20 protein-coding genes are annotated in these 23368 nt (G+C 68.5%); 12 read left to right on the top strand and 8 right to left on the bottom strand.

Annotated features, from left to right (window positions below; genetic code table 11):
• Nucleotide 1 precedes the first annotated feature (1 nt).
• Both AB0I15_RS62980 and AB0I15_RS62975 read left to right on the top strand, forming a co-directional pair.
• Nucleotides 2-406: an OB-fold domain-containing protein gene (locus AB0I15_RS62980; RefSeq protein WP_358119235.1), complete on the top strand. Its 405-nt coding sequence runs from the start codon at nt 2-4 to the stop codon at nt 404-406.
• Nucleotides 403-1590 carry a lipid-transfer protein gene (locus AB0I15_RS62975; RefSeq protein WP_358119232.1) on the top strand — a complete coding sequence of 396 codons (1188 nt, stop codon included), beginning with the start codon at nt 403-405 and terminating at the stop codon, nt 1588-1590. The genes AB0I15_RS62980 and AB0I15_RS62975 overlap by 4 nt, the downstream gene beginning before the upstream one ends.
• Before the next feature lie 52 nt (nt 1591-1642).
• Here the strand turns inward: AB0I15_RS62975 and AB0I15_RS62970 are convergent, their stop codons facing one another.
• The 5 genes from AB0I15_RS62970 to AB0I15_RS62950 all read right to left on the bottom strand — a co-directional run bounded on the left by AB0I15_RS62970 (nt 1643) and on the right by AB0I15_RS62950 (nt 7242).
• Nucleotides 1643-2659, bottom strand: a complete 1017-nt coding sequence (locus AB0I15_RS62970) for a dipeptide ABC transporter ATP-binding protein (RefSeq protein ID WP_358119229.1) — start codon at nt 2657-2659, stop codon at nt 1643-1645.
• Entirely contained in the window at nt 2643-3680 is a 1038-nt protein-coding gene (locus AB0I15_RS62965) for an ABC transporter ATP-binding protein (RefSeq protein WP_358119227.1), read from the bottom strand. The genes AB0I15_RS62970 and AB0I15_RS62965 overlap by 17 nt, the downstream gene beginning before the upstream one ends.
• A 13-nt stretch (nt 3681-3693) precedes the next feature.
• On the bottom strand, nt 3694-4668 hold the full coding sequence (locus tag AB0I15_RS62960) for an ABC transporter permease (protein WP_358119224.1): 975 nt from the start codon (nt 4666-4668) through the stop codon (nt 3694-3696).
• A complete protein-coding gene (locus AB0I15_RS62955) occupies nt 4661-5605 on the bottom strand; it encodes an ABC transporter permease (protein ID WP_358119221.1) in 945 nt (314 codons plus the stop codon). The genes AB0I15_RS62960 and AB0I15_RS62955 overlap by 8 nt, the downstream gene beginning before the upstream one ends.
• A 128-nt stretch (nt 5606-5733) precedes the next feature.
• Nucleotides 5734-7242 carry an ABC transporter substrate-binding protein gene (locus AB0I15_RS62950; RefSeq protein ID WP_358119218.1) on the bottom strand — a complete coding sequence of 503 codons (1509 nt, stop codon included), beginning with the start codon at nt 7240-7242 and terminating at the stop codon, nt 5734-5736.
• 601 nt (nt 7243-7843) lie between these two features.
• Here AB0I15_RS62950 and AB0I15_RS62945 point away from each other — a divergent pair.
• The 3 genes from AB0I15_RS62945 to AB0I15_RS62935 all read left to right on the top strand — a co-directional run bounded on the left by AB0I15_RS62945 (nt 7844) and on the right by AB0I15_RS62935 (nt 9963).
• Nucleotides 7844-8779 (top strand): ABC transporter permease, encoded by a 936-nt coding sequence (locus tag AB0I15_RS62945; protein WP_358119215.1) that lies wholly within the window; start codon nt 7844-7846, stop codon nt 8777-8779.
• A complete protein-coding gene (locus AB0I15_RS62940; RefSeq protein ID WP_358119212.1) occupies nt 8772-9638 on the top strand; it encodes an ABC transporter ATP-binding protein in 867 nt (288 codons plus the stop codon). The genes AB0I15_RS62945 and AB0I15_RS62940 overlap by 8 nt, the downstream gene beginning before the upstream one ends.
• Before the next feature lie 169 nt (nt 9639-9807).
• Nucleotides 9808-9963, top strand: a complete 156-nt coding sequence (locus tag AB0I15_RS62935; protein WP_197093507.1) for a hypothetical protein — start codon at nt 9808-9810, stop codon at nt 9961-9963.
• A gap of 886 nt (nt 9964-10849) precedes the next feature.
• Here AB0I15_RS62935 and AB0I15_RS62930 read toward each other — a convergent pair.
• Both AB0I15_RS62930 and AB0I15_RS62925 read right to left on the bottom strand, forming a co-directional pair.
• Nucleotides 10850-11827 carry a hypothetical protein gene (locus tag AB0I15_RS62930; protein WP_358119209.1) on the bottom strand — a complete coding sequence of 326 codons (978 nt, stop codon included), beginning with the start codon at nt 11825-11827 and terminating at the stop codon, nt 10850-10852.
• 404 nt (nt 11828-12231) lie between these two features.
• Complete coding sequence (locus AB0I15_RS62925; RefSeq protein WP_358119263.1) at nt 12232-13548, bottom strand: lysine 2,3-aminomutase; 1317 nt, start codon at nt 13546-13548, stop codon at nt 12232-12234.
• Nucleotides 13549-13726: 178 nt separating this feature from the next.
• On the opposite strand from AB0I15_RS62925, the gene AB0I15_RS62920 reads away from it, so the two are divergent.
• From AB0I15_RS62920 to AB0I15_RS62900, 5 genes are all read left to right on the top strand, one after another.
• The gene (locus tag AB0I15_RS62920) at nt 13727-14284 is read left to right on the top strand and encodes a DUF1707 domain-containing protein (RefSeq protein WP_358119207.1); all 558 of its coding nucleotides are present in this window, start codon (nt 13727-13729) and stop codon (nt 14282-14284) included.
• 146 nt (nt 14285-14430) lie between these two features.
• The gene (gene plsX, locus AB0I15_RS62915) at nt 14431-15450 is read left to right on the top strand and encodes a phosphate acyltransferase PlsX (protein ID WP_358119204.1); all 1020 of its coding nucleotides are present in this window, start codon (nt 14431-14433) and stop codon (nt 15448-15450) included.
• 41 nt (nt 15451-15491) lie between these two features.
• Nucleotides 15492-17810 (top strand): HAD-IC family P-type ATPase, encoded by a 2319-nt coding sequence (locus tag AB0I15_RS62910; protein ID WP_358119201.1) that lies wholly within the window; start codon nt 15492-15494, stop codon nt 17808-17810.
• On the top strand, nt 17807-19534 hold the full coding sequence (gene argS / locus AB0I15_RS62905) for an arginine--tRNA ligase (protein WP_358119199.1): 1728 nt from the start codon (nt 17807-17809) through the stop codon (nt 19532-19534). Before AB0I15_RS62910 ends, argS begins: the two co-directional genes overlap by 4 nt.
• Nucleotides 19535-19654: 120 nt before the next feature.
• Complete coding sequence (locus tag AB0I15_RS62900) at nt 19655-20986, top strand: hypothetical protein (protein WP_358119196.1); 1332 nt, start codon at nt 19655-19657, stop codon at nt 20984-20986.
• Between the two features lie 73 nt (nt 20987-21059).
• Here the strand turns inward: AB0I15_RS62900 and AB0I15_RS62895 are convergent, their stop codons facing one another.
• On the bottom strand, nt 21060-21443 hold the full coding sequence (locus tag AB0I15_RS62895; protein ID WP_358119194.1) for a cell division protein SepF: 384 nt from the start codon (nt 21441-21443) through the stop codon (nt 21060-21062).
• Nucleotides 21444-21611: 168 nt separating this feature from the next.
• On the opposite strand from AB0I15_RS62895, the gene AB0I15_RS62890 reads away from it, so the two are divergent.
• Together AB0I15_RS62890 and AB0I15_RS62885 are read left to right on the top strand one after the other, a co-directional pair.
• The gene (locus AB0I15_RS62890; protein ID WP_358119191.1) at nt 21612-22376 is read left to right on the top strand and encodes a PhzF family phenazine biosynthesis protein; all 765 of its coding nucleotides are present in this window, start codon (nt 21612-21614) and stop codon (nt 22374-22376) included.
• A gap of 589 nt (nt 22377-22965) precedes the next feature.
• Entirely contained in the window at nt 22966-23103 is a 138-nt protein-coding gene (locus AB0I15_RS62885; RefSeq protein WP_358119188.1) for a hypothetical protein, read from the top strand.
• The last annotated feature ends 265 nt before the right edge of the window (nt 23104-23368 follow it).

Here is a 23368-nt window from a genome sequence, read left to right as displayed (position 1 = left end):
TATGACGTACGCGATCGAGGGCTGGTTCGCCATCGAGGCAGACGGCGTCCGGCTGCTGGGCACCCGGTGCGCGGAGTGCGGCACGGTGTGCTTCCCGCCGCGCCGCGGGCTCTGCCCCAACCCGCGCTGCTCGGGCACCGACCTGGAGACCATGGCGCTGCCGCGGCGGGGGCGGGTGTGGTCGTACACGAACGCGTGTTATCCGCCGCCGGCGCCGTACGTGGCGGCGCAGCCGTACGTGCCGGTGACGCTGGCCGCGGTCGAGCTGGACGAGGTGGGCATCGTGGTGCTCGGGCAGGTCAAGGGACTGACGGTGGAGGAGCTCGAGGTGGGCATGGAGCTGGAGCTGACCTCGGGACCGCTGGCCGACGGCCCGCTGGTGTGGATGTGGGGGCGGGCCTCGTGAGCGTCGTGGTGCTGGGTACCGGAATGCATCCGTGGGGCAAGTGGGGGCGGCCGTTCCTCGAGTACGGCGTGGCGGCCGCGCAGGAGGCCCTGAGGGACGCCGGGGTGGCGTGGCCGGACGTCCAGTACGTCGTGGGCGCCGACACGATCAGGAACGGCTATCCGGGCTTCGTCGCCGGCGCCTCCTACGCCCGCGCGCTCGGCTGGTCGGGCGCCAGGGTCGCCTCCTGCTACGCGGCGTGCGCGTCGGGGGCGCAGGCGCTGGACATCGCGCGTGCCCGGATCCTGGCGGGGCTGTGCGAGGTGGCGCTCGTGATCGGGGCCGACGCGGCGCCGAAGGGATTCTTCAAACCGGTGGGCGGCGACCGGCCCGACGATCCCGACTGGCTGCGCTTCCGCCTGTTGGGGGCCTCGAATCCGGCGTACTTCGCCCTCTACGCCCGCAGGCGCATGGCCCTGCACGGCTCGACCCCCGCCGACTTCGCCGCCGTGAAGGTCAAGAACGCGCTGGCCGGCTCGCTCAACCCCATGGCCCGCTACCGCAAACCGGTCACGGCCGAGGAGGTGCTGGCCTCGCCCCTGGTGGCCGACCCGCTGCGCCTCATGGACATCTGCGCCACCTCGGACGGGGGCGCGGCGGTGGTGCTGGCCTCCGAGGAGTACGCCCGCCGCCACGGCCGCACCACCGGCCTGGTCCGCCTGGCGGCCGTGTCCACGGTGACCCCGGTCTTCCCGAACACGGTCCTTGAGCTGCCCGACTTCGCCACGGACTCCTGCGCCGCCGTGCCCGCCCCCGAGCGGCCCTTCCGGGCGGCGATCGCGCACGCCGCGTACGAGGAGGCCGGGACCGGGCCGGAGGACGTGTCGCTGGCCGAGGTGTACGACCTGTCCACGGCCCTCGAACTCGACTGGATCGAGGACGTCGGCCTGTGCCCGCCCGGCGAGGCGGACAAACTGCTGCGCGACGGCGAGACCGCGCTCGGCGGCCGGATCCCGGTGAACCCGTCGGGCGGCCTGGCCTCGTTCGGCGAGGCGATCCCGGCCCAGGCCATCGCCCAGCTCTGCGAGCTGACCACGCAGCTACGCGGCCGCGCCGGGCAGCGCCAGGTCGCGGGCGCCAGGGTGGGCCTGGCGGCCAACCAGGGCCTCTTCGGCCACGGCTCCGCCATCATCGCCACGACCTGACAACGCCGAAGGCCCCCCGAGGAGACTCCTCGAGAGGCCCGGGCGACGCGGGTCAGCCCGCGTGCACCACGTCGTGCGTCTCGGCGAAGTGACAGGCGCTCTCGTGCGCCGTCCCCGGCCGGATCTGCAGCAACGGCTCCTCCTCGGCGCAGATCTCCTGCGCCTTCCAGCACCGCGTACGGAACCGGCATCCCGACGGCGGGTTGGCCGGTGACGGCGGGTCACCCTGCAGGATGATCCGCTCGCGCTGCTCCCGTCCCTGCGGGTCCGGCACCGGCACCGCCGACAGCAGCGCCTGCGTGTACGGGTGCGCGGGCCGGTCGTAGATCTCCGTGTCCTTGCCCAGCTCCACGAACTTGCCCAGGTACATCACGCCCACCCGGTCGGAGATGTGGCGTACCACCGACAGGTCGTGGGCGATGAAGATGTAGGCCAGGTTGAACTCGTTCTGCAGCCGCTCCAGCAGGTTGATGACCTGCGCCTGGATGGAGACGTCGAGCGCGGAGACCGGCTCGTCGCAGACGATGATCTCCGGCTGCAGCGCCAGCCCGCGGGCGATGCCGATGCGCTGCCGCTGACCGCCGGAGAACTGGTGCGGGTAGCGGTTGATGTGGTCGGGGTTGAGCCCGACCACCTCGAGCAGATCCTGAACCTTCCGGCGGCGGTCGCCCTTCGGCGCGACGTCCGTGTGGATCTCGTACGGCTCACCGATGATGTCGCCGACGGTCATCCGGGGGTTCAGCGAGGTGTACGGGTCCTGCATCACCATCTGGATGTTGCGGCGCATGCGCTTGAGCTCGCCGCCCTTGGCCTTGGCGATGTCCCGGCCCTTGATCTTCACCGAGCCCGAGGTGGGCCGCTCCAGCGCCATCAGCACCTTGGCGAGCGTGGACTTGCCACAGCCCGACTCGCCCACGATGCCCAGCGTCTCGCCCTGGTTCAGGTCGAACGACACGCCGTCGACGGCCTTGATCGCGCCGATCTGTCTCTTGAAGATGATCCCCTGGGTCAGCGGGAAGTGCTTGACCAGGTCGCGCACCTCGAGGATGCGCTCACTGCTGTTCGCCATCGAGGACCTCCCTCCAGTAGTGACAGGCGCTGCTGCGCGTGCCGCTGATCTCGTGGAGCGGGGGGACGTCGGTCACGCAGTCGTCCTGCCGGAACGGGCACCGGGGATGGAACGAGCAACCGGTCGGCAGGTTGAGCAGGTTGGGCGGCAGTCCCTTGATCGCGTACAGGTCCTGGCCCTTCTGGTCGACCCTGGGGATCGACTCCAGCAGGCCCTTCGTGTACGGATGCGCGGGCGCCTGGTAGATGTCGTGCACGGGCGCGTGCTCCACGATGCGCCCGGCGTACATGACCGCGATCTTGTCGGCCACGTCGGCCACCACGCCCAGGTCGTGCGTGATGAGGATCATGCCCATCTGGCTCTCGCGCTGCAGCTCGGCCAGCAGTTCCATGATCTGCGCCTGGACGGTCACGTCCAGGGCCGTGGTCGGCTCGTCCGCGATCAGCACCTCGGGGTCCAGCGCGATCGACATGGCGATCATGATGCGCTGCCGCATACCGCCGGAGAACTGGTGCGGATAGTCGTTCACCCGCTGCTTCGCGGCCGGGATGCGGACCCTGTCCATCAGCTCGACGGCCTTCTTCATGGCGTCGCCCTTGGACATGCCCCGGTGCACCCGGAACATCTCGCTGATCTGCCAGCCCACGGTGAACACCGGGTTGAGCGCGGAGAGCGCGTCCTGGAAGATCATCGCGATCCGCTGGCCGCGCACCTGGGTGCGGGCCTCCTCCGACAGTTTGAGCAGGTCGGTGCCCTTGAACCGGATCTCCCCCTTGGGGACGACCGCGGGTGGCACGTCCAGGATGCCCATGATGGCCTGGGCCGTCACGGACTTGCCCGAACCCGATTCGCCCAGCACCGCGAGCGTCTCGCCGGGGCCGACCGTGTAGCTCACGCCGTTGACCGCCCGGACGATGCCCGCACGCGTACGGAACTCCACGTGCAGGTCATCGACCGCCAGCAGCGGCTGGTCGCCAAACCCTCCCTCGGCAGGCAACACATCCGTCGACGTCTTCTTCACTTGATCCCCCCTTCTACCTGAGCTTCGGGTCGAGCGCGTCGCGTACGGCGTCGCCCATCATGATGAACGCGAGCACCGTGATGCTCAGGAACACCGCCGGGAACACCAGCGGCAGCGGCGCCTCGAGGAATCTGTTCCGCGCGTCGGCGATCATCAGGCCCCAGGAGATGTCCGGGGACACCACGCCGACGCCCAGGAACGACAGTGCCGCCTCGGCGGCGATGAAGCCGCCCAGGTTGATCGTGGCAACGACGATGACCGGGGCCAGCGAGTTGGGCAGCAGGTGACGGAACATGATCCGCCCCGCTCCCGCCCCCAGGGCCTTGGCCGCGACCACGAAGTCCTGGCTCTTCGCCGTGATCACGGCCGCTCTCATGATGCGGAACGTCATCGGCCAGCCGAGCACCGCCAGCGCGACGATGACCAGCATGATGCTGTTCGCCTTGCCACGGAACGTCGCCGCGATCAGCAGCGCGCCGAGGATCGGGGGGATGGCGAAGAAGATCTCGGTGACCCGCGAGGACACCGTGTCCACCAGGCCGCTCCGATAGCCGGCGATGATGCCGAGCAGGCCGCCGATCAGCGAGGTGATGATCGTGGTGAACACGCCGATCACGATCGAGTTGCGGGCGCCGTAGATCGTCCTGGCGTAGACGTCACAGCCGAGGTTGTCCCGGCCGAACAGGTGACCCGCGCTGGGCCCCTGCCGCGCCGTGGACAGATCGCAGCTTCTCGCGTTGCCGGGGTCGATCGAGGTGAACAACGACGGCCACAGCGACATGACGAGCAGGATCAGGATGATGATCACCGAAAGGATGAACATCGGCCGGCGCCGGAGGTCGTACCAGGCGTCGGTCCACAGGCTGGCGGGCTTGCCGCTCTTCTCCTGCGCCCCCGTCTGCTGCGGCGCCGGAGCGGTGACCGTGTCCGTGATCATGGCCTGCGTTTCCGGGAGTCCCGGCCCGACCGGCGGGATTGGGTTACTCATAACGGATCCTCGGGTCGAGCACGGCGTACAACAGGTCGACGACCAGGTTGGCCAGGATGTAGATCAGCACCAGCACCGTCACGATACCTACGACGATCGGCTGTTCTCGCAAGTAGACCGACTGGAAGAGCTGGTTGCCGATCCCCTGGAGATTGAAGATCGTCTCTGTGATGACCGCGCCGCCCATCAGGTTGCCGAGGTCGGCTCCCAGGAAGGTGACCAGCGGGATCATCGCGTTGCGCAAACCGTGCCTGCCGATGACCCGGCGTCTGGACAGGCCCTTGGCGGTGGCCGTGCGGATGTAGTCCGCCCGCAGGGTCTCCGCGAGGCTGGTCCTGGTGAGCCTGGTCAGGTAGGCGATCGACGTGCCGGCGAGCACGAAGCCGGGCAACAGGTAGCTGCGCCAGCCCGCGAACGTGCCCGCGACGGGGAAGATGTCCAGCCCGGTCCACTGCTTGACCTTGACGCCCAGGAGAAGTTGCAGGACGAAGCCGGTCACCAGTGTGGGGACCGAGATCAGCAGCAGGGTCGAGGCGAGGATCATGGTGTCGGTGGCCTTGCCGCGGCGCAGCGCCGCCCACAGGCCCAGGCCGACGCCGATGGCGGCTTCCATGACCAGGGCGGTCAGGGCGAGGTTCAGGGTGATCTGAAACTTGCCCGCCATGATCTGGGAGACCGGCACGTCGGCGAAGTTCACGCCGAAGTCGCCGCGGAAGAGCACGCCGCTGATGTAGTACCAGTACTGCAGCAGCAGCGGATCGTTGAGGTGATACTGCTCGCGCAGCACCTCGGCCACCGCGGGGTCCGGGCGCTTGTCACCGAACAGCGCCGCGATCGGGTCCCCGGGCAAGGCGAAGACGATGACGAAGATGAGTAGCGTGGCGCCGAACAGGACGGGTATCGCCTGGATCAGACGCCTGATGACATAACGGCCCATTCAAGCCCTCCATTACATGCTTGAAGGCAGCCACTCCGAGTCCGCGGGTTCACCCGGCCCGAATCGCTGCCTCCAAGCTCAGCCCTCCGGCGGGTGGACGGCAAGCACCGTCCACCCAGCGAATGAGGTCAGGCCTTCTCGACGTCAGCCCAGTTGATCTGGTTGAGCAGGTTGAGCTTGACGTTCTTGACCTTGGTGGAGTGCCCGAAGTTGCTACGGTAGAAGTAGATCGGGATGTACGGCAGCTCCTTGTTCAGGATGTCCGTGGCCTGCTGGTAGAACTTCAGGCCCTCGGCCGCGTCCGTGGCCTGGTCGCCCTTGGCGAGCAGGTCGTCGAACTCCTTGTTGGAGTAGCCGCCGTAGTTCGAACCGGTGCCGATGGCGCCGGTGGCGAAGATCGGGGTCAGGTAGTTCTCAGGGGACGGGTAGTCGATCGCCCAGCCCATGCGGAACAGACCCTTGTACTCCTTCGCGTCCAGGGCGTCCAGGATGCCCTGGAACTTCTCGAACGGCTTCGGCGTCACCTCGATGCCCAGGTTGGCACGGAGGTTGTTGGCGACGGCCTCGATCCACTCCTTGTGCCCACCGTCGGCGTTGTAGCCGAGCTCGATGGTCTTGGGGCCGTTGGCGGACTCGTACAGCTTCTTGGCCTCGGCCGGGTTGTACGTGCACGCGCCACAGGCGCCCTGGCGGTAGCCGGTGATGGCCGGGTTGATGAAGTCGTCGGCGGGAGCGCGGGTGCCCGAGAAGACCGTGTCGGTGATGGTCTTCCGGTCGATGGCCATCGAGATGGCCTTGCGCACGTCGACGTTCTCGAAGTCCTTGTTGTACTTCAGCGGGACGCCGATGTAGCCGAGGGAGGCGTCGGGCTCGTCGAAGTAGCGGTCACCGAGCGTGGACTTGGCGCTGGCGATCGTGGAAGGCGGCAGCGAGTCGTGGATGTCGAGGTTCTCGGCCTGAAGGTCGTTGTAGGCCGTCTCGGAGCTCGTGTAGACCTTGAACTGGAGCTTGGTCCAGCCGGTGGGCTTCTTGCCGGGATACTTGTCGTAGACCGACAGGTCGATGGTCGGGTCGGTGCCCTTCTTGTAGGGCTTGTCCAGCTTGAACAGGCCCTGGCCGATCGGCTGCTCACCGTAGGCCTGGGTCACCTTGCCGTCGCCGCCCACGGCGGCCTTGGGCATCGGGTAGAAGGCGGTGTAGCCCAGCATGGTCTTGAACTGCGAGAACGGCGCGGCCAGCGAGACCTCGAGCGTGAGATCGTCGACGACCTTGAGACCCTTCATCTCCTTGGCCGTCGGCGTCTTGCCCTCACCGGGGTGCACGTCGTTGTAACCGTCGACGCGGCCGAAGAAGTAGGACGAGCCCATGGCGTTGTCCTGCAGAGCGGCGTAGTTCCACGCGCGCGCGTAGTCGGCGGCGGTCACGGCCGTGCCATCGTGCCACGTGTAGCCGGACTTGAGCTTGATCGTCCAGACCTTGCTGTCCGTCGTGGTGATGGACTCGGCGGCCTCTTCGACGGGCTGCTTGTTCTCGTCGTAGCGCACGAGCGGCGAGAAGACCGCGGCGAGGACCTCAGAGCCCTCGGTCTCCGTCGTGTTCTGCGCGTTCAGGAGCTCCTGGGGCTCACCGATTTCCATGCGGACCGGCGTCTCTCCGCCGCCCGCGGCAGTGCCGCCGGATTCCGAGGCACCGCCGCCACACGCGGCAACCGCGAGGGCGAGCAGCGCGGTACCGGCGACGATCTGTGCGCCCTTAGTAACACGCATGGTGAAAGAATTCCTCCCTCTACAGGTGGGCGTAAGCGCTGAGCTGCGGTGATCGCGAGCAGCCTGACGGGGGGTTCCTGGTATCCCCCCGGATTTGGCTGACATGGTCAAACCAGCCGACGCCCTGCCAGTCGATCGCGACTATCCCTTACTACTTGCCACCAGGGAGTCTCTGGCGCGTTGCAGTTCGGTCACACGTGCGCCTATCCAGCGTCACGGACATTCCACCCTTTGAGGTCTAAACCGTGCAAGTGGGTCTCAACGGGTAGGGCCAGGACGTGAACAGTCGATGAAAAATACCCCTTACACGACGGTGGTCGTGCCCCTGCCACCACGCCCCGCCGTGCTGGGCTACGGTTGAGCAGGTCTTGACGACGCCTTGGAACCCGGCGTCCCAAGACTCCGTCCAAACGTCTGTGGCCAACCAGCGTGACAGGCACCCCACCGACCGGGATCCAATAGAGTCCTTGCCATGAGCCAGCCGGAATCCGCTGTCGCGGACGCCCAGGCGGGCGGCCGAAGCGGGCAGGAGCCGCTGGCCAAGCTCGCCAAGAGATACGGGCTTCGCCGTGCCATCGCACGGCCGAGGTTCCCTGTCTACATGCGCCAGCTCTGGGAGCGGCGACACTTCATCCTGACGTACGCGACCTCGCGCAACGTCACGAAATACTCCAACTCGGCTCTCGGCCAGCTATGGCAGGTGCTGACGCCCCTGCTCAACGCCGCCATCTACTTCCTGATGTTCGGCATCATCCTGGGCGGCAACGACAAGATCGACAACTACCCGGCGTTCCTGCTCACCGGGATGTTCATCTTCACCTACACGCAGCGGACGGTCACCGCCGGCGCCAAGTCGATCTCGGGCAACCTGTCGATGATCCGGGCGCTGCACTTCCCGAGGGCTTCGCTGCCGCTGGCCTACACGATCCAGGAACTGCAGCAGCTCGCCATCTCCATGGGCGTGCTCCTCGCCCTCGTGGTCGCCACCCAGGAATGGCCCACGTGGGCCTGGCTCATGATCCCGGTCGTGCTCCTGCTGCAGACGATGTTCAACATCGGCGCGGGGCTGGTCGTCGCCCGGCTCGGGGCCACGATGCGCGACCTCAACCAGTTGCTGCCGTTCATCACCCGCACCTGGCTCTACGCATCCGGCGTGTTCTTCTCCATCCAGGACAAAGTGGTGGACGCCGCCCAGCTCCCCCAGTGGGTGGCCAACGTGATGTACCTCAACCCCGCGGCCTCCTTCATCGAGTGGATGCGCGAGATCCTGATCACGAGCCACAACAAGGGCTACGGCCACCACCCGCCGACAATGGTGTGGATGTCTTGCGTATTCTGGGCGGTGTTCGCACTCGGCTTTGGCTTCTGGTACTTCTGGCGGTCCGAGGAGAGGTACGGGCGTGGCTGAACTGACCAAGGAGCTGTCACAGGTGAAGGGCGACAAGCCCGCCGTCCCCGGCAAGGATGTGCGAGTGCATCCCAATCCGGAGCCCCCGGGCAAGCCGCCCCTCGACGTCCCCACGGGCACTCCGACCGTCATCGTCGACGACCTCCACATCGTCTACCGGGTCTACGGGGCGGCCTCGGACACCGAGAAGGGCAACGCGGTCAACGCCCTCACGCGCATTCTGAGGCGCCAGGGCCGTCCGCAGATGAAAGAGGTCCACGCGGTCAAGGGCGTGACCTTCGTGGCCTATCACGGCGACGCCATCGGCATCGTGGGCCGCAACGGCTCGGGCAAGTCCACGCTGCTGCGCGCCATCGCCGGCCTGCTGCCCCCGCACAAGGGCGCCGTCTACACCGACGGCCAGCCTTCACTGCTCGGCGTCAACGCGGCCCTCATGCGTGAGCTGACCGGCGAGCGCAACATCGTCCTCGGCTGCTACGCCATGGGCATGACGCCCGCCGAGGTCAAGGAGAAATACCAGGAGATCGTCGACTTCTCCGGCATCGACGAGTTCGTCCAGCTCCCCATGTCCACCTACTCCTCCGGCATGGGCGCCCGCCTGCGCTTCGCCATCTCCTCCGCCAAGACCCACGACGTCCTGCTCATCGACGAGGCCCTGGCAACCGGCGACCGGGAGTTCCGCAAGAAGAGCGAGCAGCGCATCCGCCAGATCCGCGAGTCGGCCGGCACGGTCTTCCTCGTGGCCCACGACCTGCGGGTGATCGAAGAGACCTGCAACCGGGTCATCTGGCTGCACAAGGGCAAGATCAAGATGGATGGCGACCCGAAGGAAGTCATCGCCGCCTACAACAAGGGCTGACCTCTGCCGCTCTCCGCGACGGGCGCGGCGCTTCGCCGTGCCCACATTCGATCTTGTGTGCGGAAACGAGGGCGACGCGAGGGGCGAAAGACTGACATCGAGGCTGCCGTTCCGATAGGATTCGAACGTCAATTCGATCCGAGGAACGGTGATGGAGTGGGGGCGCGCGATGGGAGAGCTTTCAGCCGCGATTGACCACCTGGACACCGAGGACGTGTCCGAGATCCCGCGAATGCAACTCGCCGAGCAGCTCCTGGAGTTGCACTGGCAGATGGCCCGGCTGCAGGCCCAGATAGCCCGCCGCACCGGCGTCAGACTTCCCTGACCTCCGACCCTTGGCTCACGCCTCCCGGGCCCGCTGAGAAGCCCTCAGCCCCACGGGCGGCACCAGCCTCCCTGACCGACGTCCGCCACGCGGCGGCTCGCTCACCTTGGCGCGGGCGGGTCCTCGCACAGCCGGTAGAGGGCCCAGCACGCGCGCGTCACGGCGCCCGGCCACGTGCGGGTCAGCGGCCGTATTCCTGGAGGCCCCCAGCCGGGCACGGCGGGTGGCGGTCGCGCCGGCTCGCCGTAAGGGCCATAAGGGCCGTAAAGCCGCGAACGTGCATCGCCGCGAACGCGCACAGCCGTGCAGGCACGCAGTCGTACAAGCGTGCAGCCGCGCAGTCGTACGGCCGCGCAGTCATAGGCCGGACAGGCGTGCGGTCGTACAGGCGCAAAAGAAAAAGGCCGGCCCCAAGAACTGGGGCCGGCGGGGGGCTCGCGCGGCGCCGCCGCCCTGCAGTGGCGGCGCGGTGCGCGAGCGCGCCCCCGGGCGAGGGCGCGTCCGCCCAGGCCCGTCATGAAACCTCCCGCTCACGCGGAGGCTCGCACCCCACGCGTGCCAGTGCCTCCGGGCGCTCGGCACCTGTGAGCGCTCCGCATGGCCTGCCGCGTCAGTGCGACGGCGTCCCGCTGGAGAGAGCCCTCCGATCGAGGACGGCGGCCCCGGCGGAAGTGAACCCTTCCGCCGAAGACGGCGTCCCGGCAGAAGTACGCCCGCCGATCGGAGGCGGCCCTCCGGTCGGAGGGGGAGAACCTGCCGCCGGGGAACCGCTGTGGCGCGCGACCTCGTCGCCGGCCTGGCCGGTGCCCGGGCGTCGGCACCTGGGACGCCCGCGAACCGTCGTGCCTGCTCTTCGGCCGGCCGCGCTCCTCAGCGCCTGCCTCGCCTAGTCGCGAGCCCAGGGGCCCCGCACCGAGCTCGTCAGCGCGTCGGTGCTCCAGCCGAGGGCGGCGACGACGTCGCTGTAGCGGCCGGTGGCGTTGGTGCCGCTGCTCGCGACGAAGGCCGAGCTGTCCTCGATGACCGGCGTGAGCTCGTCCAGGGAGGCGACCTGGGAGGTGCCGGGCAGCGCCTCCGCGATCGGCGCCATCTCGGCGGGGGCGACCTGCCCGATCACCGGGGAGAGCTCAGCGCTCGTGGACTGCGGCAGCGCGCGCCGGGTGGCCTGGGTGACCCCGAAGAAGAGGGTGTCGGTCGACAGCGCCTCGACGCCCTTGGTGGTGCTGTTCATGGTCTTGGTCGTGGCGCCGCTGCCGGAGTCCGGCAGCAGGCTGGCGGTGGACACCTTGCCCATGGCGCCGCCGACGGACGACTGCAGCATGCCGCCCATCGCCCCGACGGCGCTGTCCACGGTCCTGCTCTGGGCCACGGTCCCGGTCTGCCCCTGCTTGCCGGTCTTGACCGAGGGCGTCCCCGGCTGAGCCATGCGCGCGGCGCCCAGGAGGGGCAGGCCGCCCCCGCCGAACGGGATGCCGCCGACGATGGGCGACAGCTCCGGCAGCGGGCTCCCCTGACGGATGACGTCCTCGGCCGCGTTGGCGCCGCCGGCCTCTTCCGCGCTGTTCTGTCCGGCGTTCCGCGCGGCGTTCTCCGCGGCGGCGTCGCGCTCGGCCTCGGTCATCTCCGGGTGAGCCGCGGACTTCGGCTTGCCCTGGCCGAGCAGCGTGCCCAGGAGGCCGCCGTTGACCAGGCTGCCCAGGACGCCGCCGAGCGGGCTGCTCGCCGTGGTGCCTCCGCCCGGGCCGTCGATGAAGGCGTACCTGGCGGTGTTGTGGTGAACTTCCGCTTGCGCCGGCACGGCCATTGCCGCCGCCGCCAAGCCGAATGCTGTGACGGCTACCGCCGTCTTGACTACTCGATTCATGATTGCCTTCCCGGCTCGTGATCGATCGCTCTCGAATGCGGTGGAAATGCGAATCGATAACCCCCGAATGCCGTGGCGTGCGCGCTATGGGCACCACACGAAGCGTGCCGACACGGCTGAGCTACGGATGCAGTTCTATCACTCGCCGTGATCGGCCGCAGGCGCATGAATGCCCATGTAGCAGGGGTTTGCAGCCCGGTTACCTAGTAAAGGGGGAGCGTTGAGCGGGAAGACAAAACGGGAAATAGATGGGTCTTGTTTCTGATATTTCGCGCACCCGGGCGCGGGAGCTGACCCATCGTGGAGGAGCGCCCCTGCGGCCCGTGAACAAAGGGTCGCGAAAACAAATGTCACGGGCCGGGGGCGTAAATTTTCTCCGGTAGCGGTGGACGCGCGCGACCGGATCAGACAGGCAGCAGCGCTTCTGCCGATTCGAACGGAAAACGGTCGGCGAAGGCCGGCCGCAGATCCGTCAGCCAGACGGCCGACGGGTCGTAGCGCGCGAAGAACGGTCGCCCCACCAGCGACGGGTCGCGCGCCTGAATGAAGTGGAGCATGAACACCTGCTCCCCCGCGATCTCCATGACGCCGTCGACGCACACCTTTCCCGGCGTGGCCGACATCGACGGCCCGCGCACCGTGCGGCACAGGCCGGAGACGCTCGCGTAGGCGTCCCTGAAGATCTCGTACGCCCGCGCCAGCGGGACCGCGAAGTAGTCCTGTGGCCCGGTGTCCCTCTCCACGAACATGTAATAGGGGATCATCCCCATCCGGAGTTGCCGCCGCCACATGTCCGACCACACGGCGGGATCGTCGTTGATGGACCTGATCAGCGGCGCCTGGGTCCTGATCGTGGCCCCGCTGCCGAGTATGCGCTTGACCGCCGACTCGACCAGCGGCGACTCCAGCTCGCGCGGGTGCGAGAAGTGGGCCATGAACGCGAGGTTCTTCCCGGCGTTCACCACCTCCTCGAAGAGGCCGAGCGTGGCGTCGGCGTCGGGATCGGTGGTGAAGCGCTGCGGCCAGTAGGCCAGCGCCTTGGTGCCGATCCTGATGGACTCGAGCTGCTCGATCGCGAGCAGCGGCTCGATGTATCGCCTGATGACGGGCTCACCCATGATCATCGCATCGCCGCCGGTGATCAGCACACTGGTGACCTCGGGATGCTGGCGGATGTAGCTCACCATCTGGTCGATGTCGTCGGAGGCGAACTTCAGGTCCGCGTCACCGACGAACTGGGCCCAGCGGAAGCAATAGGTGCAGTACGCATGACAGGTCTGCCCCTGTTTGGGGAAGAAGAGCACCGTTTCCGCATATTTGTGCTGCATGCCAGGCACCGGCTCATCGCCCATCTTCGGGACGTTGAGCTCCTTCTGGCCGGCAGGGTGTGGGTTGAGCTGAGCGCGGACGCGGTTGGCCTCCGCCTGGATCTCGGCGTTCGGCGCCTCGGCCTTCAGCAGATCGGCCAGCCGGGCTACGTCAGCGGCGGGCAGCATGTCCTGCTGGGGGAAGACCAGCCGGTAAATCGGGTCGTCGGGCGCGGCCGACCAATCTATGAGTTCATCCACGACGTAGGCATTTGTCCTGAAGGGCAGCACTGTGGCGACCGCGCGGACCTTCAACCGCTCGTCGTCCCCAAGCCCCGCACGCCGCAGGAGCTCGTCGAGGTGCTTGGACGTGTACGCCCGGAAGCGTCGCGTGCCTGCCTGGTTCAAGATCACTAGGCCGTTCCCATCTTTTTTGTTCGATCGGGTGTAAACCTCACGACCCTGTCGCGCGTCTACGGTTCTTATTACCCGGACGCAGTTAGCGGCGTCACTGGTTCCGCTGGACTCCAAGTTTTCCTTGAGGTTCACGGACACTCGCGACATATCGCGAAGGGGCCTACACTGATTTATCGTGACTCATGATCCCGATCTGCGCGCCTCCGATGCCGACCGCGACCGCGTGGCCGCGGTGCTGGGTGAGGCCCTCGCCACCGGAAGACTCACCAGCGTCGAGCACGCCGACCGCCTCGACGTCGCCTACACGGCGCAGACGGTCGGCGACCTCGTCCCCCTCACCCGCGACCTGCCGGACGTCACCGCGGCCGGCGCGCCCGCCGCCATCGAACAGCAGGTCATCACCTCCCAGTTCAGCAAGGTCGTCCGCAAGGGCCGCTGGGTGGCCTCCCGCCGCACCAGGCTGACCGCCCGGTTCGGGGCACTCATCATCGACCTGTCCGACGCCGTGCTGCCGGGACGCGAGATCACGATCGAGACGAACGCCCGGTTCAGCAAGCTCATCGTCCGCGTCCCCGACAACGCCAACGTGATCGACGAGGGCAGTTCGATCTTCGGCAAGCGCAACGTGACAGGCGGCTCCGAGGGCGACGGCCCGCTGATCCGGCTCACCGGCTCGTCGGCCTTCTCCAAGGTCATCGTCACCCGCGGAAAGGACGACTGGAACCTGCACTAGGCCTGGCCAGGACTGGAACCGTCCGGCGGGGGAACCAACAGGGCCTACCCGCCGGTTAACCTGGCACCTGCCTCGCCTGCGATGCGGACACACCGAGCCCGCGTTCCAAGCCGTGACGGCGGGCTCGATGCCGTACGAGGTGATCATTGTCCGACAGCAGGCCCATCGCGCTCGACGCCATGGGCGGCGACCACGCACCGCACGAGATCGTCGCGGGGGCGGTGCACGCCGTGCGGGAGCGAGGTCTGCCCGTCGTCCTCGTCGGCTCGCCGCGCGTCCTGTACGAAGCACTCGCCGACCACGACGCCACCAAGGAGATCCCCATCGTCCGGGCCGAGGAGGCGCTGGCCATGGACGAGGGCGCCCTGGCCAGCCTGCGCCGGCCGCGTTCCAGCATCGCGATCGCCTGCCACCTCGTACGCCGCGGCGACGCCAGCGCCGTCGTGTCCGCCGGCTCGACCGCCGGGATCGTGGCCACCGGCCGGCTCCGCCTCAAGGGCCAGCAGGGCGTGCTCAAACCGGCCATCGCCGTCGCGCTCCCCACGCTGCCCACCCCCACCCTGCTCCTGGACGCCGGCGCCAACGCCGAGGTCAAACCGGAGATGCTGGTGCAGTTCGCCCACCTCGGAGCCACGTACGCCGAGCTCGCCCACGGCGTCGAGGCCCCCAGGGTCGGCCTGCTCACCATCGGCAGCGAGGCCGAGAAGGGCAACAAACTCGTCAAACGCGCCCACGAGCTGCTGGAGGCCACCCCCGACCTCGATTTCGCCGGCAACGTGGAGGGCCACGACCTGCTGACCGGCAAGGTCGACGTGATCACCACCGACGGCTTCACCGGGAACGTGGCGCTGAAGACCATGGAGGGCGCGGTCCGCTACGCGTTCGCCGAGCTCAGGGAGACCATCAGCGACAGCAGGCTCGCCAGGCTGGGCGCCGTCATGCAGCGCTCGCGCATCCGCGAGCTGCGCCGCCGCCTCGACGCCGAGGAACACGGCGGCGCCGTGCTGCTCGGCCTGAACGGCACGGTCGTCATCGCCCACGGCGCCTCCAAGGCCCAGGGCATCAGCGCCGCCTGCCGCCTCGCCGCCGACCTGTCCTCGGCCGGAATCGTGGGCGCGATCGGCGACAAGATAGCCGCCTCACACCGATCCCACCGACTGTGGTGACGCCGTAGGGTGTGTCCCGATCCACAGAAACGGGGGGTTATGTGGACGGGGTCACCTCAGCGGTCCGGGGGCTCACCTCGGCACAGGTGGCGGAGGCGAAGACCAACGACGTCCCGCGCCGGTCCAGCCGATCACTGAGCGCGATCATCAGGGCGAACGTCCTCACCCTGTTCAACCTGGTCATCGGCGTGCTCTGGGTGCTGATCCTGATCTTCGGCGAGTGGCAGGACAGCCTGTTCGGGCTGGTCATCGTGGCCAACATGCTGATCGGCATCGTCCAGGAGCTGCGCGCCAAGCGCACGCTCGACAAGCTCGCGGTCGTCAACGAGGCCCCGGTCATCGTCCGCCGCGACGGCGAGGAGCGCCAGGTCCCGCCCCGCCAGGTGGTCCTCGGCGACCTGATCCTGCTCGGTCCCGGCGACCGCCTGCTGGTCGACGGCGAGGTCGTCGAGTCCGACGGGCTGGAGGTCGACGAGTCCCTGCTGACCGGCGAGGCCGACCCCGTGCACAAGCAGCCGGGCGACCAGGTCCTGTCGGGCAGCTTCGCGGTCGCGGGCACGGGCTCGTTCGTGGCCACGAAGGTCGGAACCGACGCGTACGCGGTCAAACTGGCGGAAGAGGCCAGCAAGTTCCACCTCGCCCACTCGGAGCTGCGCGCCGGCGTCGCGAACTTCATCAAATACATCACCTGGCTCGTCATCCCGATCGGCGCCCTGCTGATCTACAGCCAGCTCAGCAACGCCGTCGACCTCGGCACCGCCATCACCGGCGCGGTCGCGGGCATCGTCACCATGATCCCCGAGGGCCTGGTGCTGATCACCTCCATCGCGTTCGCGGTCGGCGTCGTACGCCTGGGCCGGCGCAAGTGCCTGGTCCAGGAGTTGCCCGCGATCGAGGGCCTGGCCAGGGTCGACGTGCTCTGCCTGGACAAGACCGGCACCCTCACCGCGGGCGGGATGGACCTCGACCAGGTCCTGCCCGTCACCCTCGACGGCTCTGCGGCCGACGCCGCCCTGGCCGCGCTGGCCAACCTCGACGGCCGGCCGAACGCCACCGCCCAGGCCATCCAAGTACGTCACCCGGCCGCCCGCGACGGCTGGACGGCCCGCGCCACCGTGCCGTTCTCCTCGGCGCGCAAGTGGAGCGGGGCCGACTTCGGTGAGCGCGGCTCCTGGGTGCTCGGGGCGCCCGACGTCCTGCTCCGGGGTGGCGCCGCCTACGACAGGGCCGCCGAGCTGGCCACGTCGGGGACCCGTGTGCTGGCGCTGTGCCGTACCGACAGCCTGGCCGCGACGGAAAGCGGCGAGGCCGTCGTGGAGCCCGTCGCGCTCGTCACGTTCAAGCAGCGCATCAGGCCCGACGCCCACGAGACCCTGCGCTACTTCGCCGAGCAGGGCGTGACGGTCAAGGTGATCTCCGGCGACAACCCGGTGGCCGTCGCGGCCATCGCGACCGGGCTCGACATCCCGGGCGGCGACCGCGCCATCGACGCCAGGACGCTGCCGCACGACGACCCCGCCAAGCTCGGCGAGCTGCTCGACACGCACACCGTCTTCGGCCGGGTCACGCCGCGGCAGAAGCGGGAGTTCGTCGCCGCGCTGCAGGCCCGGGGCCACACCGTGGCCATGACCGGCGACGGGGTCAACGACGTGCTCGCGCTGAAGGACGCCGACCTGGGCATCGCGATGGGCGCGGGCAGCCCGGCCACCAAGGCGGTGGCCCAGGTGGTGCTGCTGGACGACAAGTTCGCCACGCTGCCGCACGTCGTGGCCGAGGGCCGGCGGGTGCTGGCCAACATCGAACGCGTCGCCAACCTGTTCCTCACCAAGACCTTCTACGCGATCGTGCTGTCGCTGGTCGTCGGGGTGGCCGGGGTCATGTTCCCGTTCGCGCCGCGCCACTCCACCCTGGTGAACGCGCTGACCATCGGCGTCCCCGCGTTCTTCCTGGCGCTCGCCCCCACGCTCGAACGTTCGAAGCCGGGGTTCGTGCCGCGGGTGCTGCGCTTCGCCGTACCGGCGGGAGTGTTGTGCGCGGTGGCGGTGCTCGTGTCGTTCTGGGCCGCGCACAGCGGCACGTCCACGCTCCTCCAGGACCAGACCTCCGCCGTGATCACGCTCTTCCTCACCACCTGGTGGGTGCTCGCGCTGATCGCCAAGCCGCTCACCTGGTGGCGGGCGGGGATGGTCGGCGCCATGGCGGTGGTCTTCGCGATCGGGCTGACGCTGCCCTTCGTCCGCGATTTCTTCGCCCTCGAACCCGGTGACATCGGCAACGATCTGACCGCCGTCGGCATCTCGATCTTGGCGGCGCTTATGATAAGCGTGGCGGTCAAGGTCGCCGGTACCCTTAGACCATGACCGACCCGCAGATAGTGCTCTCCGAGCGCGTCCAGCAGGCGCTGGCGCACGCGTTCGGCCCGGAGCACGCCGACGCAGACCCGCTGATCAGGCCCTCCCAGTTCGCCGACTTCCAGGCGAACGTCGCGATGAGCCTGGCCAAGCGTCTGCGACGGGCCCCGCGGGAGGTCGCCGAGGCCATCAAGACCGAGCTGTCCGACTTCCCCGGCACGGTCGAGGTCAGCGGCCCCGGGTTCCTCAACATCACGCTCGACGACTCGTGGATCGCCGCCGAGGCCCAGCAGATGCTGGCCGACCCGCGGCTCGGCGTCGGCACGATCACGCCGTCGCAGACCGTGGTGATCGACTACTCCGCGCCCAACGCGGCCAAGGAGATGCACGTCGGCCACCTGCGCACCACGATCGTGGGCGACGCGCTGGCCCGGCTGCACGAGCACCTCGGCAACACCGTCGTCAGGCAGAACCACCTGGGCGACTGGGGCACGCCGTTCGGCATGCTCATCGAGCACCTGCTCGACATCGGCGAGGAGGCCGCGGTCGGGCAGCTCGAGGCCGGCATGGGCACGGAGTTCTACCAGGCGGCGCGGGTCAAGTTCGACGGCGACGAGGCGTTCAAGCTGCGCGCGCGCGTACGGGTGACCACGCTGCAGTCGGGCGACCCCGAGACGCTGCGCCTGTGGCACGTGTTCATGGACGCCACCGTGCGTTACTTCAACAAGATCTACGGCCTGCTCGGCGTCACGCTGACCGACGCCGACATCGCCGGCGAGAGCATGTACAACTCGATGCTCCAGAAGACCTGCGACGACCTGGAGACGTCGGGCACGGCGGTGCTCAGCGAGGGCGCGCTCTGCGTGTTCCCGCCGGGCTTCACCGGCTCCGACGACAAGCCCCTGCCGCTCATCATCAGGAAGAGCGACGGGGGCTACGGCTATGCCACCACGGACATGGCGGCCATCCGCTACCGCGTCCACGACCTCAAGGTCGACCGCATCCTCTATGTCGTGGGCTCCGAGCAGGCGCTGCACTTCCGGATGGTGTTCGCGGCGGCGCGGATGGCGAGCTGGCTGCCCGACTCCGTCTCGGCCGAGCACGTCCAGATCGGCATGATGCTGGGCAAGGACGGCCGCCGGTTCAAGACGCGTTCCGGTGAGTCCACCAAGCTGATGGACCTGCTGCAGGAGGCCATCGACCGGGCCATGGCGGCGATCGCCGACCGGGGTTACGACGAGGCCACCACGCGGGAGATCGCGCACGCCGTCGGCATGGGCGCGGTGAAATATGCCGATTTGTCGGTCAGCCACGACAGCGAGTACGTCCTCGACTTCGACCGCATGCTGGCCTTCACCGGCAACACCGCCCCCTACCTGCAATACGCCCAGGCGCGCATCCGCTCGATCTTCCGCCGGGGCGAGGTCGACCCGGCCTCCGCGACCGGCCCCATCCGGCTCGGTGAGCCGGCCGAGCGCGCCCTGGCCCTCCAGTTGCTCGGCCTCGGCGCGGTGCTGGAGCACGCGACGGCGGCCAGCGAGCCACACCGGCTGTGCGCCTACATCTACGCCACCGCCACCGCCTTCACCGACTTCTTCGAGCAGTGCCCGGTGCTGAAGGAGGGCGTCGACCCCGACACCCGGGCCTCCCGCCTGGCCCTGTGCGCGCTGACCCTGCGGGTGCTGGAGACCGGGCTCGACCTTCTGGGCGTCCCTGTCCCCGAGCGCATGTAACAGGCAGTCGGCTCAAAGTGTCCCGTTCCGTCGTGGGCGCGCCTCCACCGGGTTGGCGCGCCCCAACGGTTAGGCTTTACGCGGTCATGAATTGAGGCCGAAATGGGGGAGTTCTCTGCCTTGAGCACGGACCTGACTGCGAGCCCCCCAGCAGCTCCGGAGTTGCAACGCTACGCCGAGGCGCTGCTGGCGCACCTCGCCGCCAAGGGCACCGCGCCTCCGGCCGCACCGGGTTTTCCTGACGTACCCGGCTACTGGCTGCCCCCGGCCGTCGAAGCGCTGGTCGCCATCCTGGGCGGTGACGACCCACTCGAACCACTGAGCAAGGCCGCCGGGCGCGACCAGCAGCAGACCGCGCTCTTCCTCTGCCTGGCGCTCGCGGTGTCCGGGCAGGGCAGCCGCATCCACGCCTCCTGGCTGGGCACCGCGTTCGGTGAGCTGTCGCTCGACCGCCCGGTCTCCCACGGCCAGCGCTCGCTCTGGCTGGCCGCCGCCCGGGGGGCGTACGGTCCCGCCGGCAAGATCTTCGTGCTGCGCAAACTCGACGCCCTGTCCGTCCCCGAGCACGCCGAGCCCGAGCAGTGGGTGCAGGCGATCGCCCCGGGCGAGCCGTCGGTCGTCGTGCCGCCGTCGCTGGCCGACTTCCCCGAGATGGCGGAGATCCCCGACCTGGCCAGGCCCGCCGTGGCGGCCGCCCGGCTGGCCAGGCTGCGCGGGCGGTGCGCGGAGATCACCTCGGCCCGCCAGGCCGATCACGACTCCTCCGCGCCGCTCGACAACAGCTCCGGCGACCCGGTCGCCTCATGGGCCGAGGACGAGCCGCTCGCCGTGCTGCGCTCGCTCATCGGCCAGGGCGGGCCGTCGGGGCCGATGGCCTCGCTGAGCTCCTACCTGCTCGACGACCTGCGCCCCGGCGCCGACCCGCACCTCGCGGCGATCGCGCTGCACGTGGCGGCGCCCATCCTGCGGGGCGTGGCCGAAGAGCTCGAGACCGACAGCAGCCTGGCGCCGCCGGCCACGCTGACGGTCCCGCTGCTCGGCCACCGCATCCACCTGCGCCCCGAGGGGCCCGACCAGGCGTCGCTGGCCGCAGCCGAAGAGTCGATCGTCACCGAGGGTGTCGTCCCGCGCGGCCGGCCATGGGCCGCCGTCGTGCTGATCGTCCTGGGTGTGGCCTGCCTGATCGGTGCGGCCTTCGCCTCCACCCTGCTCGCCGGCGCCGGAGTGGCCATGATCGGCCTGGCCGGCTGGCAGCTCTGGCAGCGCCGCAAGCTCGTCGCCGCCGACGCCGCATACGTGGCCTCCCAGGTCAGCGAGCTCAAGGAGCTGGCGGAAGGGGCCGTATGGGCTCTGCACGCGTACGCCCGCGAATCGGACGCACGCGCAAAGCAGGCCGCTGACGACGCAACCGAGCTGACCCGGTTGATTCGTCGCGGCCCGCGAGCTGCTTGAGACCTGCTCGTCGGCCTGCCGCCCTACCGTCGTTCCGGTCGGAACGGTGGCGACAGACCGCTGCGCAGGATGTCTACTGGACCTCGATCTCCACGTGAGCCGGCGCGAGCAGGAAGACGCGCTCGGCGATGCGCTCGATCCGCCCCTCACATCCGAAAGCCAGTCCGGCGGCGAAGTCGACCATCCTCGTCGCCTCGGACAACGGCATGCCCGTAACGTCCATGATCACCGTCTGTCCGTCACGGAAATGCTGACCGATCAACGGTGCGTCGTTGTACTTGAGCGGCTGGACCATCACGATCCGCGACGAGTCGACGTTCGCGCGCCACCGCTTGGCGGCCCGCTCGGTCGCGGGGACGTACTCGTCCTCGTACTGCTCGTCGTCGTCGTAACCCTCGTCGTAGTGATCGACCCCGCTCAGGCCAAGGTAGCTCACCACCTTGCGCACTGCCCCCATCGGCTTGTCCTTTCCTCAGGAACAGACCGTAATCGGCACGTCCCTACACATTGGACGGTAACCGACGATTCCGCATTCGCCACGCGACACGCCCAGCCCTAATTCCATTTTGTACGGCTTGCAGCCTGCTTGCAGCTGGATATCCGACCCCCGTATACCATCAGCCACATGCGCCTCTTCACTGTGGACGCCTTCACGGACACAGCTTTCAAGGGTAATCCCGCAGCGGTCTGCCTGCTGGACTCTCCGGTTACTGACCGGTGGATGCAGAGCGTAGCCAACGAGATGAGCCTCTCCGAGACAGCCTTCCTGCTAGGCGATTCGCTACGTTGGTTCACACCTGCCGTCGAGGTGACGCTCTGTGGTCACGCAACCTTGGCGACCGCACATGTGCTCTATTCGACCGGTGTGGCGACGGGGCGCCTCGAATTCAAGACGGCCAGCGGTGTGCTTACCGTGAATCGCAGCGCCGACGACATGATCACAATGGATTTCCCGGCCAAGCAGGTGACCCCTGTCCCGGTTCCTCCCGGTCTGGAGAAAGCACTCGGCGCGGCACCGGTACGTGTCGGAAAAAGCGCCCTTGACCTGCTGGTGGAGCTGGAGTCGGAAGAATCGGTACGATCCCTGACCCCCGACATCGCAGCCCTGGCCGCGGTGGAGGCGAGGGGCGTCATCGTCACCGCGCGGGGCACGGAGACGGACTTCGTCTCGCGCTTCTTCGCCCCGAACGTGGGCGTGCCGGAAGACCCGGTCACGGGCTCGGCCCACTGCGCGCTGTCTCCGTACTGGTCGGCCCGCCTCGGCCGGAACTCTCTCGTGGGGGCGCAACTCTCGGCGAGGGGCGGCATCGTCCGCGTACGTCACGAGGGGGACCGCGTCCATCTCGCGGGCCACGCGGTGACGGTCATGTCGGGCACTCTCCACCTCTGATCCTCGCCTCAGCCACGGGTCTGCTCACGTATCTCTGCCGCGAGATCGGCGAAGTAGTCCTCAAAGATCGGGCGAAAGTATCGATATCCACCCAGAAGCCAGATTCTGGCAACGTGACCAGCCGTAGCACCGCCGGCTCCAGCAGCCCCACATGACCGCGTGCGGGCCCTGTGACGTCCTTCAACGGCACTGAGATGGCTCGGAGGACCCCCGGCCAAGGTCACAGGCGCCGCCTCCCACACCACGGGCCATGGTCACGCTCAGCGGGGGGCAACACGCACAGAGCGACCAACGTCCATCAGCCGACGGAATCCACCACTCGAGAATCAGTCTCGAAGGCGACCGGCCCCGCGCCACGCCTGTCGTGAGGACAAGAGCTCCTCCACCAAGTGGATCATCACCACAAGGGCGAGACCACGGCACGTCCCCAGAGAGCCACCAGAAACGAGTGCCTTCGCCATCCCGTGTTGCCACCAGAGCTGACCACCCCGCCGCCCGTGTCGGCACAAGAGCTGATCACTCCACTTCACACCAACGACGATCTCGATCAGCCGGCGCAGAATCTGTCGTCGCGAGAACCCTCCGCCCGATGAGCAATCGCAAGACGCCCACCAACCACGCCGTCACGCGCCACGACATACGCACCCCCGACCCGCCGCCCCTGCTTCGCCTCATCCCCGTCGCAGCCGGACGGCTGAACCAGCCGATGTGGAACGTCGCGTCGTGACCACCGCGCAGCACTTGCAGCAGCACGCCCACCGCTGGCGGCTGCCCCGAGCAAGCAGGCTCACCAACAGCCATACACAGATCCGAGATGGGGTTCCAGCGCCTACGACAGCGAGCCACCCGCTGCCCACCGCGAAACGAACGGCTGAAGATGGCGACAACTTCCCCTGGAACGCAGAAAGGGCCCCGACACATGTCGGGGCCCTCCCACAAAGATTGTCCGGCGGTGACCTACTCTCCCACACCCTCCCGAGTGCAGTACCATC

The organism is Nonomuraea sp. NPDC050643, from assembly GCF_040654715.1.
GTDB lineage: Bacteria > Actinomycetota > Actinomycetes > Streptosporangiales > Streptosporangiaceae > Nonomuraea.
Note: the sequence above shows the minus strand (reverse complement) of the source record. Positions and strands in the feature narration are given on the sequence as shown.

What these genes read in the sequence shown, in the direction of transcription:
- AB0I15_RS62980 (WP_358119235.1), top strand. Translation starts at nt 2, where the DNA reads ATGACGTACGCGATCGAGGGCTGGTTCGCCATCGAGGCAGACGGCGTC.
- AB0I15_RS62955 (WP_358119221.1), bottom strand. Translation starts at nt 5,605, where the DNA reads ATGGGCCGTTATGTCATCAGGCGTCTGATCCAGGCGATACCCGTCCTG.
- AB0I15_RS62895 (WP_358119194.1), bottom strand. Translation starts at nt 21,443, where the DNA reads ATGGGGGCAGTGCGCAAGGTGGTGAGCTACCTTGGCCTGAGCGGGGTC.
- AB0I15_RS62950 (WP_358119218.1), bottom strand. Translation starts at nt 7,242, where the DNA reads ATGGAAATCGGTGAGCCCCAGGAGCTCCTGAACGCGCAGAACACGACG.
- AB0I15_RS62970 (WP_358119229.1), bottom strand. Translation starts at nt 2,659, where the DNA reads ATGGCGAACAGCAGTGAGCGCATCCTCGAGGTGCGCGACCTGGTCAAG.
- AB0I15_RS62885 (WP_358119188.1), top strand. Translation starts at nt 22,966, where the DNA reads ATGAGCAATCGCAAGACGCCCACCAACCACGCCGTCACGCGCCACGAC.
- AB0I15_RS62960 (WP_358119224.1), bottom strand. Translation starts at nt 4,668, where the DNA reads ATGAGTAACCCAATCCCGCCGGTCGGGCCGGGACTCCCGGAAACGCAG.
- argS (WP_358119199.1), top strand. Translation starts at nt 17,807, where the DNA reads ATGACCGACCCGCAGATAGTGCTCTCCGAGCGCGTCCAGCAGGCGCTG.
- AB0I15_RS62890 (WP_358119191.1), top strand. Translation starts at nt 21,612, where the DNA reads ATGCGCCTCTTCACTGTGGACGCCTTCACGGACACAGCTTTCAAGGGT.
- AB0I15_RS62935 (WP_197093507.1), top strand. Translation starts at nt 9,808, where the DNA reads ATGGGAGAGCTTTCAGCCGCGATTGACCACCTGGACACCGAGGACGTG.
- AB0I15_RS62930 (WP_358119209.1), bottom strand. Translation starts at nt 11,827, where the DNA reads ATGAATCGAGTAGTCAAGACGGCGGTAGCCGTCACAGCATTCGGCTTG.
- AB0I15_RS62945 (WP_358119215.1), top strand. Translation starts at nt 7,844, where the DNA reads ATGAGCCAGCCGGAATCCGCTGTCGCGGACGCCCAGGCGGGCGGCCGA.